14 protein-coding genes and 1 pseudogene are annotated in these 14,032 nt (G+C 70.7%); 8 read left to right on the top strand and 7 right to left on the bottom strand.

Going from position 1 to position 14,032, the window contains the following annotated elements; genetic code table 11:
- The 4 genes from E1293_RS34890 to E1293_RS34875 all read left to right on the top strand — a co-directional run.
- Nucleotides 1-299: acyl-CoA dehydrogenase family protein (locus E1293_RS34890; RefSeq protein WP_279473320.1), on the top strand; the 299-nt coding region annotated here is incomplete at its 5' end.
- A 136-nt stretch (nt 300-435) separates the two neighbouring features.
- Nucleotides 436-4,083: a protein kinase domain-containing protein gene (locus tag E1293_RS34885; RefSeq protein ID WP_132202307.1), complete on the top strand. Its 3,648-nt coding sequence runs from the start codon at nt 436-438 to the stop codon at nt 4,081-4,083.
- A gap of 15 nt (nt 4,084-4,098) precedes the next feature.
- Nucleotides 4,099-4,758 carry a Sua5/YciO/YrdC/YwlC family protein gene (locus E1293_RS34880; RefSeq protein ID WP_132202305.1) on the top strand — a complete coding sequence of 220 codons (660 nt, stop codon included), beginning with the start codon at nt 4,099-4,101 and terminating at the stop codon, nt 4,756-4,758.
- A gap of 131 nt (nt 4,759-4,889) precedes the next feature.
- Nucleotides 4,890-5,684, top strand: coding sequence for a family 16 glycosylhydrolase (locus tag E1293_RS34875; RefSeq protein ID WP_132202303.1), 795 nt, complete (start codon nt 4,890-4,892; stop codon nt 5,682-5,684).
- A 91-nt stretch (nt 5,685-5,775) separates the two neighbouring features.
- On the opposite strand, the gene E1293_RS34870 is transcribed toward E1293_RS34875, so the two are convergent.
- The 4 genes from E1293_RS34870 to E1293_RS34855 form a co-directional block, all read right to left on the bottom strand.
- A complete protein-coding gene (locus E1293_RS34870) occupies nt 5,776-6,417 on the bottom strand; it encodes a Type 1 glutamine amidotransferase-like domain-containing protein (RefSeq protein WP_132202301.1) in 642 nt (213 codons plus the stop codon).
- Nucleotides 6,418-6,516: 99 nt separating this feature from the next.
- Complete coding sequence (locus E1293_RS34865) at nt 6,517-6,861, bottom strand: organomercurial lyase (RefSeq protein WP_207939267.1); 345 nt, start codon at nt 6,859-6,861, stop codon at nt 6,517-6,519.
- A gap of 78 nt (nt 6,862-6,939) precedes the next feature.
- Entirely contained in the window at nt 6,940-7,149 is a 210-nt protein-coding gene (locus E1293_RS34860; RefSeq protein ID WP_132202299.1) for a DUF397 domain-containing protein, read from the bottom strand.
- The gene (locus E1293_RS34855) at nt 7,146-7,979 is read right to left on the bottom strand and encodes a helix-turn-helix domain-containing protein (protein WP_132202297.1); all 834 of its coding nucleotides are present in this window, start codon (nt 7,977-7,979) and stop codon (nt 7,146-7,148) included. The genes E1293_RS34860 and E1293_RS34855 overlap by 4 nt, the downstream gene beginning before the upstream one ends.
- 218 nt (nt 7,980-8,197) lie before the next feature.
- Here E1293_RS34855 and E1293_RS47915 point away from each other — a divergent pair, with 218 nt between their 5' ends.
- Together E1293_RS47915 and E1293_RS34845 are read left to right on the top strand one after the other, a co-directional pair.
- Nucleotides 8,198-8,581 (top strand): ATP-binding protein, encoded by a 384-nt coding sequence (locus E1293_RS47915; protein WP_165978530.1) that lies wholly within the window; start codon nt 8,198-8,200, stop codon nt 8,579-8,581.
- On the top strand, nt 8,578-8,826 hold the full coding sequence (locus E1293_RS34845; RefSeq protein ID WP_132202293.1) for a hypothetical protein: 249 nt from the start codon (nt 8,578-8,580) through the stop codon (nt 8,824-8,826). Before E1293_RS47915 ends, E1293_RS34845 begins: the two co-directional genes overlap by 4 nt.
- A gap of 41 nt (nt 8,827-8,867) precedes the next feature.
- Here E1293_RS34845 and E1293_RS34840 read toward each other — a convergent pair whose 3' ends face one another.
- The 3 genes from E1293_RS34840 to E1293_RS34830 form a co-directional block, all read right to left on the bottom strand.
- A complete protein-coding gene (locus E1293_RS34840) occupies nt 8,868-9,407 on the bottom strand; it encodes a hypothetical protein (protein ID WP_132202291.1) in 540 nt (179 codons plus the stop codon).
- Nucleotides 9,408-9,511: 104 nt separating this feature from the next.
- On the bottom strand, nt 9,512-10,300 hold the full coding sequence (locus E1293_RS34835; protein ID WP_243716979.1) for a thioesterase family protein: 789 nt from the start codon (nt 10,298-10,300) through the stop codon (nt 9,512-9,514).
- A 15-nt stretch (nt 10,301-10,315) separates the two neighbouring features.
- Nucleotides 10,316-11,968 (bottom strand): LCP family protein, encoded by a 1,653-nt coding sequence (locus E1293_RS34830; protein WP_132202287.1) that lies wholly within the window; start codon nt 11,966-11,968, stop codon nt 10,316-10,318.
- 270 nt (nt 11,969-12,238) lie between these two features.
- On the opposite strand from E1293_RS34830, the gene E1293_RS34825 reads away from it, so the two are divergent.
- Both E1293_RS34825 and E1293_RS48840 read left to right on the top strand, forming a co-directional pair.
- Nucleotides 12,239-13,291 (top strand): glycosyltransferase family 2 protein, encoded by a 1,053-nt coding sequence (locus E1293_RS34825; protein WP_132202285.1) that lies wholly within the window; start codon nt 12,239-12,241, stop codon nt 13,289-13,291.
- Between the two features lie 97 nt (nt 13,292-13,388).
- Nucleotides 13,389-14,032 (top strand): annotated as a pseudogene (locus E1293_RS48840) (hypothetical protein); the annotation flags it as partial.

Genomic DNA, 14,032 nt, shown 5'->3' with positions numbered 1-14,032 from the left:
ATATGGCGATGCGGCTGGAGGGTGCCCGGCAGTTGACGTATCACGCGGCGGTCAAGTCCGAGCGGGCGATGCGCGGTGAGAAGATCGCGGATCTGACGTTGGTGTCGTCGGCGTGCAAGACGCTGGCCTCGGATGTGGCGATGGACGTGACGACCGACGCCGTGCAACTCCTGGGCGGGTACGGGTATACGCGGGAGTTCCCGGTGGAGCGGATGATGCGCGACGCCAAGATCACTCAGATCTACGAGGGCACCAACCAGATCCAGCGGATGGTCATGGCCCGCCAACTCCTCAAGTAGCCGAAAAGTGTCTGATCCGACTTTCGGGGCGAACTTCTCGCGGGATCGGTAGCGTCACACCGGCTGGTGATCAACCTCTGGTCGCCATGCCGGGCGGCCGGTGGCCGCGGGGTGACGCGACGGACGAGGTGATCGGATGCCGGATCCGCTGGAGCCGGGAGATCCCGAACGGATCGGCGAGTTCTGGCTGTCCGGGCGGCTCGGCGCCGGCGGGCAGGGCGTCGTCTACGACGCCTACGGCCCCGACGGCGCCAGGGTGGCGGTCAAGGTGCTGCACGGGGCGCAGGAGTCGCCCAAGGAGCTGCAGGCGATGGCCGCCGAGGCGCGGGCGGCGCAGCGGGTCGCCTCGTTCTGCACGGCGCGGATCCTCCAGGTGCGGCTGGAGCCGCCGCGCCCCTACATCGTCAGCGAGCACATCGACGGGCTGAGCCTCCAGGCCGCCGTCCGCGGGACGGGCGACCGGCCGGAACGCCGGTTCACCGGGGACGACCTGCACCGGCTGGGCATCGGGATCGCGACCGCCCTGACGGCCATCCACCGGGCCAAGGTCGTCCACCGCGACCTGAAGCCGGGCAACGTGCTGCTCGGCCCGGACGGGCCGCGGCTGATCGACTTCGGGATCGCGCGGGTGCTGGACACCCGCTCGGCCACCCAGAGCGGGTTCGCCGGGACGCTGCCTTACATGGCCCCCGAGGTGTACGCGGGACGCCCGGCCGGCGCCGAGGCCGACGTGTTCGCCTGGGGCGCGATCATGGTGTTCGCCGCCACCGGGGAGCACGCCTTCAAGGGCTTCACCCTGCCCGAGATCGCCCACCGCGTCCGCACCCACGAGCCGGACCTGGACGCGCTGCCCGGGACGCTGCGTCCGCTGGTGGCGGCCGCGCTGGCCAAGGACCCGATGGCCCGGCCGCCCGCGTCCGCGGTCCTCTCCGCGCTGACCCGCGACCCGCGCGACGACTCCGGCGACCCGGCGGACCTGGTCGCCGCCGGCGCCGCGCAGGCCGGGCTGCACGCCCGCTGGGAGCCGGGCGACCCCGCCCTCGGCAAGATCGCCGAGGACGCCTACGCGTCCCTGGCGCCCGCCATGCAGGCCCTGGTCCCCGAGGTGTTCCTGCGGTTCGCGGTGCCCGGCGAGGACGGGAGCCTCGCCACCCGTCCCGTCCCGGCCGACGAGCTGTTCGACCGGCAGGACGCCGCCGAATCCCAGGCGTTGCGGCACGTGGTGGAGGCATTCGGCTCCCTTCTGCTCCTGAGCGGCGGCCAGTTCGTCCTGACGCGCCCTGCGGTGCTGCGGGCCTGGCCGAGGTTGCGGGGCTGGCTCGAAGCCGAACGCGACGGCCTGCGGGCGCACCACCGCATCCGCCAGGCCGCCCGCACCTGGGCCGAGCACGGCCACCGCCGCGCCGACGTCCTGTCCGGGGCGCACTTCGAGGACGCCCTGCGCTGGGCCGGCTCCGGTACCCGGGCCCAGTCCCTCAACCGGGTCGAACGCGGCCTGCTGGACGCCAGCCACCGCGCCCGGATGACCCAGAGCCGCCGCAGGCGCGCGGTCGCCGGGGTCCTCGCGGTGACCGCCGCGGTGGCGCTGCTGGCCAGCGCGTGGGCGGTCCGCGCCCAGCGGACCGGGAGCCAGGAGCGTGACATCGCGGCCTCGCAGCAACTGGCCGCGCAGAGCCGCCAGTTCACGGGGACACCCGGGACGGCGGCGCTGCTGGCCGCCGCCGCCCAGCGCATTCACGAGACCCCGGAGAGCCGCGCCGCCCTGCTGGACGTCGTCACCAGGCCCGACCGGGGGGCTCTCAGCGAGTACCGGCCCAACCCGGTCACCGTGGGGGCGGGCGGTCAGAGGCTCGCGCTCGGCAACGATGACGGCACGGTCGCGGTATGGGACCTGAAGACCCGCGAACAGGTCGGCTCACCTCTCCGGCTGCTCGCGGACGCCGAGTTCAAGAAGGATCTCCACGTCTCCGTGGCGCTGAGCCCCGACGGCCGGACCCTGGCCGCCGCCGGAAGCCGGGGGAACCCGCCGGACGGCACGACGCCACTGGCGCAGGTCAACAAGGGCATGGTCCGGCTCTGGGACCTGAACACGCGCAAGCCGCTGGGCGACCTGCCCGTCCCCTACCCCTCCTCGGTGACCTTCGCCCCCGACGGGAAGACGGTCACGGTCATCGGCGCCGACGGAGCCGGGCTCTGGAACACGCAGACCCGCCAGCGGATTCGCCAGGTCCCTTTCCCTCCCTCCTTCTCCTATCGCCCCATGTCCGAACACAGCAGCGATGCGGCCGTGATCAGCTCGGACGGCAAGATCGTGGCGTTCGGCCAGGCGAGCGGACTCCAGACCTGGAACCTGACCACAGGACGGCAGCGGGCGCCCATCCCCACCCAGGCCAACGCGGTGGCACTGGCCCCTCACGGGCGGACCGCCGCGGTCTGGGACAAGCACACCGTGTGGCTATGGAACACCGTGACCCGCCGCCGACTCGCTGCGCGCATCCCGCTGAAGGACCCGCGGCGACTCGTGTTCACCCCGGACGGAAAATCGCTCCTCGTCGGCACGGACATGTGGGACGTCGCGACGGGCGCACGCGCGGGCACCGTCAACGCGGGCACCGCCGACGAAGTCCTTGCGGGCGCCTTCGCCGACGCGGAAACGCTGGTCACCGTCAGCGGCGACGATTCGTCCCAGAAGAAGAACGCTGTGCGGCTGTGGAACGTGAAAGTCCACCAGCCCGACCCCAGGCCGCTCGTACCCGCCGGGAGCGAACCGCTCCAGCCGGGTCCGAGCCTCAATGGACGGGCCCTGGCCGTGCTCAACCCTTCCGTGGGCACCGACATCGCGTACTGGCTGTGGAACACCGGCACCCGGGCGCGCACCGCCGGCCCGATCGCCCCACCACCGAACGCCCTCGCGGGCGGGACCGCGATAGCCGCCGCTCCGGACGGAAAGGCCCTGGCTTCGGGCGACACCTACGGCCAAATATTCCTCTGGTCGAACAACCGCTGGACCGGCCCTTTCAAAGGCGGGCCGGGCGTCACGATCAACACAATGGCGTTCAGCCCGGACGGCCGGTACCTCGCCACCGGCGGCGGCACCCGAACCGAAACGGCGACGCCGGTCGCCAATGGCAAAGTGCAGCTATGGGACGTCCGGACCGGCCGCCCGATCGCCGACCTAGGCGACTCTCCCCAAGAGGTGAGTTCCCTGGCCTTCAGCCCGGACGGCCATACTCTGGCGGCCGGTGTGGGTGCCACGGTACGCCTATGGGATACCGCGACCCACCGCGAGCTCGGCACACTCAACAACCCCAGCGGCCCGGTCAGCGCACTCGCCTTCACCGCCGACGGAAAAACCCTCGCCACCGGCGCGGACCGCACGATCTCGCTCTGGGACACCGGCACCCGCCAATCGCGCGGCGCCCCCATCACCGGCCACGGAGGCAAGGTCGCGTCCCTCGCCTTCGATGCCTCCGGCCGCATGCTCGCCAGTGGCGGCGACGACCGCACGGCCCTGCTGTGGGACGTCATCAGCCACCGCCAGCTGGGCGCACCGCTGACCGGCCACACCGGCGCGGTGACCGCGCTGGCCTTCGAGAACCAGACCCTCACCACGACCGACGTCGCCGCGACCGTCCGCCGCTGGAACACGGCCATGCCCGCGAACCCCACGGCGGCGGCCTGCGCCATCGCCGGCCGCCCCCTCACCCGCGCGGAATGGTCCCGGCACGTCCCGTCGGACATCCCCTACCAGAACATCTGCCCCAAAAAGGGCGACCAGGAATGACGGTATGATCCGGCCATGGCGATCCGGCGGCTGGACCAAGACGGACTCCGCATGGCGACGCAAGAACTCACCGCAGGACGAGTGGTCGTCATACCGTTCCCTTCACCGCTGCCGTATGTCATTGCCGGTACGACCGCGCCCGGCGTCAACACCGCTAAGGGCCGCCCGGCGGAGCAGCCGACGGGAATGGCAATAGCCGACCCCGCGGGAATCAGGCAGTACATTACCCTCGACCCGGAGAGTCTGCAGTTCGCCGAATGGGCGTCCCGGGTCAGGAAAATCAATCTGCTGGTCCCGGTGACGGACGACGTGCCGGACTGGCTCAAGCCCGCGGTGGTCGACGGCCGCGCCGGCATCACCCTCGCCTGGCTCCCCGAACTGCGCCCACTCCTGGACAGTTTCGGACACCTCTACCTCAGCAGCGCGAACCGGACCAAGAACGACGTGGCCACCACCGCGCACGCGGCCGGCACCGAATTCCCGGATCACCTGGTCCTCGACGGCGACCGCCTACGAGACCCGACCATGAAGTCGGGCTCCGCCGCGATGATCCTCTTCGACAAGGACCTCGCCACCCGGATCCACCGCGGCGGCATCCACCTGGACGGCCACCCGGACCCGGACGCCTACCTGACCGACCTGAAACGCGCCTGGCAAAGCCGGAGACATATATAGTGTGCCGGATGCCCCCCACTTCGATGGTGCGAAAGGCCGTCGCCGTAATGGCGATGGCTTTCGTATGTGTGCCACTCGCTGCCGAAGCCTCCTCGGCTGCCGACACATTTCCCTCACAGGACGCCTGTGCAGTGACGAACAACAGCATTCCCTCCGGCGACTGCGGTCCTTTCGTCCAGCTCTACGCGGAGAACTTCAACGGCGGCGACGTGCCCGTGGGCGCGTTCAGCGCGTGCGCCGGTGACGGAGACTTCCGCTGCGCCGGACTGAAGACCGGCTACCCGCACTACTACGACACGCTGGGCGCGTACCCCTCGGGCTGGCCGGACACCGCTACGAGCGGAGCCGACGGGAACGGCGGCCGGACGTTCGGCGGGTACTACCGGCCGGAGAAGGCCGTGAGCGTCTACACGGCGGCCAACGGGGACGGCCAAATGCGAGTCCAGATGACCTCCAACGGTTCCGTCAACTCCGTGGCCGCCGTGGTTCCCCGGAAATGCATGAACCTGCGGTACGGGAAGTTCACCGAACGGTTCGTCGTCCGTACCCGCACCCCCGGCTTCAAGATGGCCCACCTGCGCTACACGCCGAACGAGGTGGATTACCCGGAGGCGGGCGGGAACTTCTCCAGCGACCCCGTGAGCGTCTTCACGCACGGCTTCAAGGAGTCCAGCGCCGACGTGGCGCCCGGCACCGCATGGACCTCGTGGCACACCTACTCGACGGAGATCATGCCGGGTTCGCTGCGGTTCTACCTCGACGGCAAGCTGGTCAAAACCGTCAACGCCGACTTCCCTGAGGCGGCCGACTGGGTCCTTCAGAATGAGAGTGCGCTTGCCGGCGCCTACGCGGCGGCCGGGGCGTCGGTGAACATCGACACCACGTGGCTCACCTGCTACAAGTACGTGGCTCCCGCGTCCCGCTGATCTACGCCGCGTCCGGACCGGCGCACTACGCCTGCTCGATTCCCCGCGCCGTCCAGCACCTCGACGAGACCCCGAAGCCGAGCGAACCTGATCAGGGAGCGACTCCCCGAACGCGACTCTCCGGGCCGTCCATGACCAGGACGTCTCCATCGCGTAGCGCATAGTGGGGGACGCCGTCGGCTCGGTAGCGCGCGGCAACGGCGGTCAGCGTCTCGGCCTCGGGGTGGTCCGGGGAGTCGACGTGCGGGACGAAGGCACGATCCAGGACGCCGAGGCCGTCCCAGATTGGCGGGGCAGGGGCCGACCGTGGGTCGTCGCACACCTCCAGGCCGCGAAGGCTCGGCGCCAGCACGCAGGCGCCCGCGCTGTACGCGGCATAGACCAGCGCATCACGCCGCACCAGGTCGGCGAGAGCGACGTCCGCACCACTGAGGGCCAGCGCATGCCGCAACACGAACACATTCCCGCCACGCACCCAGACGGCGGAGAACCAAGCCAGGGCCTCCGCGACCTCCGCCGGACGGTCGGCGAATTGCCGTAAGTCGAGTTCAGCGGGGCGCAGCCCAAGCGCCCGGAGCGCCTCCACCTCGCGCTCGACCCCGGCAGAACGCTCGTCCTCCGCCTGGGCGTCGATGGCGTTGGCGATCACAGCGATGTCGACCCGGCCGCGCAGTAGGGCCCGCAGCCGGTCCGGGTGGTCGCCCACGCGAAACGACGACAAGTACAAGCGCACCCGACGACTCTAAAAGGCGACCCGCTGTGCGGGGCGCACTTGGTAGGGCTCGATCCAGTCGTCTTTTTGAAGGTCGGGCCGTCGGATGCGGAGGAGGTGTCAGGTGCCCCAGAACGGTCCGGTCAGTCCTACGGAGCGCAGGTAGGCGGCTGCGGCGGACGGTTCGCGGCGCACATAACCGGCCTCCAGTCGGACGAGGAAGTGCGCCACCTGGTCACCGGGCGGGAGCCCTCTCGCGCGTGACGTTCCAGGCGTGCGCGGTGCCGCACGCCGGCAGCGGGTGGCGACCAGCGCCGGATCGGCGTCGGCGACCAGGTTCGGCAGTGCGAACGAATCCCACGCGCAGCCGCCCCACCACAGCGTCGTGGCTCCCATGACCGAGAACCCGAGCGGCACTGCGGAGAACGGGTGCGCCATGACGATCGCGCCGTGCTCGTCCAGCACAAGATGGCGCGCCGCCGCCAGCTCCTCAAGCCCGGCACGAACCTCCGGAACGGGCTTGCCGAGCTCCGGGGTCTGGCGTCAGAGGAGGTCGTGAGCCCCGGCCTTGATGGCGGTGAGGAGGGACGCCGCCGCGTCCGCGTCGAGGACCAGACGCGGCCCGCTGGGGTCCTTGGAGTCGCGGATGGCGATGGTGGGGGTGAGCGCCGCAACTTCCACGCAGGCGCCGCCTTGGCCGCTACTGCGGCTGCTCTTGCGCCACCTGGCAGCCGACCGGCTTGTGGTGCTCACGCGTAGCCCTCCTGGGTTTGCTGGATCAGCTTGAGAGACTCGTCGGATCGAAGCGACTCTCCCATGACCAGATCGAAACGTACCCTGTACTCCGCGACGGTGGTTCCGTCATCGATCAGTTGGCTGATCTCGGGACCTTCATGGTAAGCGACGTCCACTCCACCCGGAAGGCTGACAACGAAGAAGGAACCGTCCAAACCCGCGTAAGTCACGGATGTGAAAGGCAATACCCGGATTTCGACCAGCGGGTTCGTTGTCGCCGCCTTGACCAGCATGGCGAGTTGCTCGTGCATTACTCCCGGGCCGCCGACGGGACGGCGGAGCACAGCCTCGTCGAGCACGAACCACATACGAGGCGCGTCGGCGCGGGTGAGCAACTCTTGTCTTCCCATGCGGGCCGAAACGCGCTCATCAAGGGCGTCGAGCGGCAGGCCGGAACTCAATACAGCTTGAGCATAGGCCGGAGTTTGCAGCAGGCCGGGCACGACCTGAGCTTCGAAGCACCGCATGGCGACGGCGTCGGCTTCGATCTCCGTGTACCTGGAGAATCCGGGCGGGGCGGCGAGGTGCTTGCCCTCGCGCTTGATCTCCCGCCACATGTGCCAGAAGAGCTGTGCCGTGGTGTTGAAGTAGACGTCCAGGTCGCTGGCCGTCTGCTCGGACGGTGGTTTCTGGGCCGTCTCCAGCTTTTCGATCCAGCCCGGCTGGCAGCCGAGCGCCTGGGCGAGTTGGGGGCGCGACAGGCCGGCCGCTTCTCGGTGGGCGCGTAGCACCGCGCCGAATGTGCGCAGTAGCGGGTCGCGGGTGTAGGTCTCTTGATTCTTTGACATGGGGGGTCCCCTGCCTGGGTTGGGGGTGCCCGCTGGGGCGTATTGGGGCCGTAGCACAGAGTAACTCGGTGTGTGAGTGTGGTCACCGGAATTCGCTTATCCAGCCATTCGAACTTGGAGACGATTCGATGTCTGTTTCTGCCATAGCCGTAAAGTCCGAGACGCGGCCTCCGGTGAGTGTTGGGCCGGTACGGGCGGAAATGCTCGGGTTGGCGGCATTGCCGTCTGCGGTGCCGGTCGCGCGGTACTTCGCTCGTGCGCTGCTGGGGTCGTGGGAGGTGGACGAGTCCCGCGGGTGGGAGTGCCGGCAAGTGCTGTCGGAGCTGGTCAGCAATGCGCTGGAGGCGACCGGTGAGCGGGGCGGGGCGGACATCGAGACACGCGGCATCGCGATGATGCTCCTGCGGTTTCGGCTGTGCGCCGCGCATTTGGTCGTGGAGGTGCGTGACGACAATGCTGCGCTGCCGCAGGTCACGCCGGCCGCTTTGCTGGACGAGGGTGGGCGGGGGCTGATGCTGGCCGAGTCGCTCGCGTCCGGGTGGGGCACCTACGTGCTGGGTGTCGGCAAGGTCGTCTGGGCCGCGTGGGACCTCGTCCCGTGATCGGTGTGCCGTTCGGTCGCGTCCTGCCTTGGAGGGCGTCCGGTCGGGGACGCTGGGCGGCGGTCGGTGCGCTGGCCGAAGTTCGCGACGAACTGGCCTGCCAGGCCAGGTACTGGGCGCGGCTCGCCGAACAGGAAGAACAGCAGGATTCGCTACGGCGGACGTGCATGGCCGTCAAGGCGCATGCGTTCGCTCAGGCTGCCGTCCACGCGGATGAGGTGCTCGGCAGGGCGATGGAGCGTTGAGCCCGGGGGACGGGCGTTGGGGCCCGTCCCCCGGTGGCGGGTCAGGCGTGGGACATGTTGAGGATGATGCTGCCGTCCTTGGCCTTGTGCGGGCGGAGCATGATGCCGTTGTAGCTGGTGGCGGAGTTGGACCAGGACGCATCCATCGAGGAGAGCATCTTGGAGCCGTTCTCCCGGATGCTGAAGGTGACCCGGGTGCCGTCGACCTTGACGTGGATCGGGTCCATTCCGTACTTCTTGTCGAGCGCGATCTCGTCGCCGTCCTTGACCTCGACCTCGCACTTCGCGTCCATGCACGCCGCGAGGTCGGTGCCGTCCTTGGCGGCGGACTTCGCCTTGGGCGGCTGCTGCGCGGGCTTCTCCGGGGCCGCGGCCGGGTCCTGCTGGGCGGCGTCCGGGTCGGCCGCGTTCGGGTTCTCCGGGACGGCGTCCGGGTCCGGCGCGGGGTTCGCGCCGGACGCGGAACCCGTCTCCGGCGGGGTCGGCGGCGGTGCGGCGGCCGCGGCGGCGGCGATGCCGCCGGTCAGGGCCAGCGAGATGGCGGCGGTCGTGGTGACCAGGCCGAGCGTCCTTGTCGACATCGTGTGTGCACTCCTGAGAAGTGGCTTCAGCTCTGTCGATCCATAGCTACCCAGAGTAGTCGATCAAGAACGTAGAGTTGTGATCAAGGCTCTTGGTCCCCGGTTTAGGCGGGGGGCTCGTCCACGAGGAGGGTCTGCAGGGCGCGGCCGAACTCGCCGGAGCGGTCGGCGAGCGTGCCCTGGCAGAGGGCGCTGCCGCCGGGGCTGGCGTCCAGGGACGCGTCCAGGCACAGCCAGTCGCCCACCGGGTCGCGGTGCAGGGCGACGGTCACGTCGGTGTTGATGATCATCCACTTGGACAGGTCGAGCTGGCTGCCGATGCCGGACGCGCTGTCGGCCAGCGTCAGCGTGCGGGCGAGCGGCGTGTCGGCCTCGCCGGCCACCAGCGGGATCCGGGGCCGCGCCCAGACCGTGCCGGGGCCGGGCTCGCCGAAGGCGCCGCGGACGAGCCGCCATTCCATGGCGCTCAGGTATCCGTCCAGGTGCACGCCCGGCCAGTCGCCGAAGGGCCCCGGCGAGTCGGGCAGCGGCGGCGGGGCCGACCCGTGGACGACCGGGACCAGGTGGGCCGGGGCCGCCATGATGCGCCAGGCCGTGGCGCGGACGACGGGACGCCCCTCGTGCGTGATCTCCCCGCCGAGCAGCGCGATCCGCTTCCCCGGACGAACAACGCGTACGTTCACGTCGAGTTCCGCCACGGGGACCGGGCTCAGGATCTCGACCGTCACCCGCGCCACCCGGGTCCCGGGGACGGGGTCATGCCGCTCGAAGGCTCGTCCGATCAGGGCCGACACCGGGCCGCCGTGCTGGAAGCCGGGCGACCAGGGTCCGGCGGTCGCGGGCGTGCTGGCGAACCGTCCGCCGCCGAGCGGCCGGTAGAAGGCCTCCATCATGTCTAGAACCATATTCTAATGACAGAGCTTCTGGGTGGCCGTGCCCGCGTCGATCTCGGACGACTCCGACGGCGACGGCGACGGCTCCACCTCGACCTTCTTCACCCCGTCCCAGTTCGCGCCGACCATGACCTGCACCCGCGACCCGAGCGAGGAGACCTTCTTCAGCTTGGCGCCCGGGATCGCGGCGGCGAGGGTCTTCGCCGAGTCCTCCCGGCCGGGCCCGTACTGGATCTGCGTCGTCTGCAGGCCGCGCCGCGCCACGCCCGGCGCGACGGTCACCTTGAACCCGAGCTTCCTCAGCTGGCCGCCGGCCGTCGTCGCGAGGCCCGGCGTGCCGATCGCGTTCAGGACGCGGACGGAGATGTCGTCCGGCGGCACCGTCAGCGCGTCCTCCGGCTTCCGCGTCGGCGAGGCGCTCGGCTTCGCCGGCTGCTTCGCGAGCGGCTGGTCGCGCCGGATCCGGTTGAACAGGTCCTGGGCCTCGCCCTTGTCCCACTGGACGGTCGACTGCGGCGTCGGCGAGTTCCACATCACGGTGTTGTAGCCCGGGTTCGACAGCGGCACCTTCGCGAACGTGAGGTCGTCCGTCGACAGGTTCTTCATCTGGTCGGCGAGCTTCGGCAGATCGTCGGCCAGCTTCTCGTCCACGCGCAGCGACTTCAGCGACGCGTTCAGGAACTTCGTCGACTTCACCGGGTCGGTGAGCGTCTTCGTCGACAGCGCCTGCTTCAGCATCGACGCCATGAACTGCTGCTGCCGGTCGATGCGGCCGAGGTCGGTGCCGCCCGTCAGCGAGTAGCGGGCGCGGGCGAACGCGAGCGCCTTCAGGCCGTCGATGTGCGACGTGCCGGCCGGCAGTTTCAGCCCGCTCTTCTTGTCGTCGACGGCCTGCTCGGTGCACACGTCCACGCCGCCGAGCGCGTCCACCATGTGCACGAACCCGTAGAAGTTCACCTCGACGTAGTGGTCGATGGACACGCCCGTCGCCTGCTTGACCGTGCTGACGGCGAGGTCGGGCCCGCCGAACTGGTAGGCCCAGGTGAGCTTGCCCGGACGGGCCGAGACCCGCGCCCCCTTCGCGCCCTCCGACCCGTTCGACTTGTGCGACGGGATCGTCACGTAGGAGTCGCGGGGCAGGCTCACCACCGACACGCTGTCGTGGTCGCGGGACACGTGCACCAGCAGCATCGTGTCGGACCGCTCGCCCTCGAAGTGGCCGAGCTTGGCCGCCTTCTGCTGCTCCTTCGTCAGCCCCTCGCGCCGGTCGACCCCGGCGACCAGGATCGTCATCGCGCCCTTCGGCGCGTCCGCGCCCTTGCCGAGCCCGCCGACCGACACCTTGTCGATCATGCCGGTGACGTAGTTCTGGAACGCCCACGCGCCGCCCGAGGTCAGCAGGACGAACACCGACGCCGTCCCGGTGAGGGTCAGGAAGCGCTTCTGCCGCCGCGCGCTCATCGCGGCCCGCGGGCTGAGCCCCCGGCCGGGGCGGCGCGGGCCGCGCGGGCCCTCCACCGGCACCCGCGGTGCGGGCATCCCCTCGATCGTGACGCCCTCGATGTCGCCGTCGCCGTCGTCGCCCGCCGCGTGGGCGCCGGGGCGCGGCCGGAAGTAGCGCTCCAGGTCGTCGGCGTCACCGCGACCCGAGTCGTGCCCGTCTGCCATGCCGGCCGCCGCCTCCCGATGATCTCGTGCCGCTGCGCGTCCACACCACTCTAAAGTGGGGAACACCCGTCCGTTCGCTACCTGGACCTCGTGTCCTTGCAGTAACGTGGCGCCGTCTTGACCACACCCCGGCGGCCCGCACGCGAACCTGGGTGGCGTGGGCTGCGTCAGACAAGCGAGGAAGAGAGAGGAAGAGGTGCCTCCCTCCGGTCCGCCGGACGGGTGCGCCCGCGAGCCCACATGAATTCGTCTCCCCATGCCCAGCGCGCCATGAACCAGGAAACCCGGTACGCCGTGAAGCCCCTCTCCGACCCCGGTGAGCGCACCTGGCCCGCCGTCTCGGTGGTCATGCCGGTCCTCAACGAGCAACGCCACCTCGCCGAGGCCGTCCGCGGCATCCTCGGCCAGGACTACCCGGGCGAGTTGGAACTCGTGCTCGCGATCGGGCCGTCCCGCGACCGCACCGAGGAGATCGCCCGGGGACTCGCGGGCGAGGACCCGCGCGTCGTCGTCGTCGCGAACCCGACCGGCCGCACCCCGCAGGGCCTCAACATCGCGATCAAGGCGTCGCAGTACTCGATCATCGTCCGGGTGGACGGGCACTCGCTGCTGCCCGCCGACTACGTCCGCGCCGCCGTCGAGACGATGGAGGAGACCGGCGCCGACAACGTCGGCGGGATCATGGCGGCCGAGGGCGTCACCCCGTTCGAGAAGGCCGTGGCCCGCGCGATGACGTCCAAGCTCGGCGTCGGCAACGCGCGCTTCCACACCGGCGGGGAGGCCGGCGAGGTCGAGACCGTCTACCTCGGGACGTTCCGCCGCAGCGCGCTGGAGCGGGTCGGCGGCTACGACGAGACGTTCGTCCGCGCGCAGGACTGGGAGATGAACCACCGCATCCGGGAGACCGGCGGGCGGATCTTCTTCACCCCCCGGATGCGTGTCACCTACCGGCCCCGCCCCAACCTGCGGGCGCTCGCCAAGCAGTACTTCCACACCGGGCGCTGGCGCCGCGTCGTCGGCCGCGAGCACCAGGGCACGCTCAACCTGCGCTACCTCGCGCCGCCGGTCGCGGTGGTCGCGATGACGGCGGGCGCGGTCGCCGGGGCGTTCGGCTTCTGGCCAGGCTGGATCCTGCCCGGCGGGTACGCGGTCGCGATGGTCGCGGGCGCCGCCATGGAGGGGCGCGGGCTGCCGCTGTCCGCCTGGGTGCGGCTCCCGCTGGTGTTCGCGACCATGCACCTGACCTGGGGGGTCGGGTTCCTGACCAGCCCGCCGCGGCTCGGCCAGCCCACTCCGATCAAACCCGGCGAATCCGTCCAGTAGCGGGCAAAAAGCAAACTCACCTGCGAACTCCCGTGGCCTTCGGCCCGTCACACCGTTAGGTTTGGCGGGATCTCGCCCGCCGCTGTTCGGAGGTGTCATGTCCAACGGAGCACGCCACGGACTCGGCGTGGTGGTCGGGCTCGTCGCGACGCCGGCCGTCGCGCTGTGCATGACCTACGGCGGGAACAAGCTGCGCATGGTGCTGAGCTTCGGCGCCGCGAGGTTCAGCAGCTACCACGGGAAGGAACTGTGGATCGGCGCCGGCTGCTTCCTCGTGGCCGCGGTGCTGCTCGGCCTCATCACGGGCAGCCGGCTCTCGCCGCTGGCCTCCCTCGTTCCGGGCGTCGTCTACACCGGCATCGGCGTGGTCTGGTTCGCGTCGCCCCGCTGGGCCCTCACCCATCCCCGCACGAACGACCTGCCGAGCGACTTCGACCTCGGATACACCACGCTCGCCTCCATGGGGATCTTCTTCCTGCTCGGGATCACGCTCATCGTGGCGTCGCTGGCGCCGTCGCGGTGGAAGGCCCGCACGGCCGCCGGCGCCGCGCCGCGCTACGGAGCGCCGCCCGCGCCGATGGGCCCGCCGCCCATGCACGGAGCACCGGCGCCCATGGGCGCGCCGCCCGCCGCCCCTTCGCAGAGCCCGCCCTGGCAGGGCGCGCCGCAGTACGGGGCGCCGCCCGCCCAGTCCGCCGCGGCCAACCCACCGCCGCTCCCGGAGGCGCCTCCGGCCGCCCC

The sequence above is a fragment of the Actinomadura darangshiensis genome, from assembly GCF_004349235.1.
Classification (GTDB): domain Bacteria; phylum Actinomycetota; class Actinomycetes; order Streptosporangiales; family Streptosporangiaceae; genus Spirillospora; species Spirillospora darangshiensis.
This window is presented reverse-complemented; position numbering and strand designations above follow the sequence as displayed.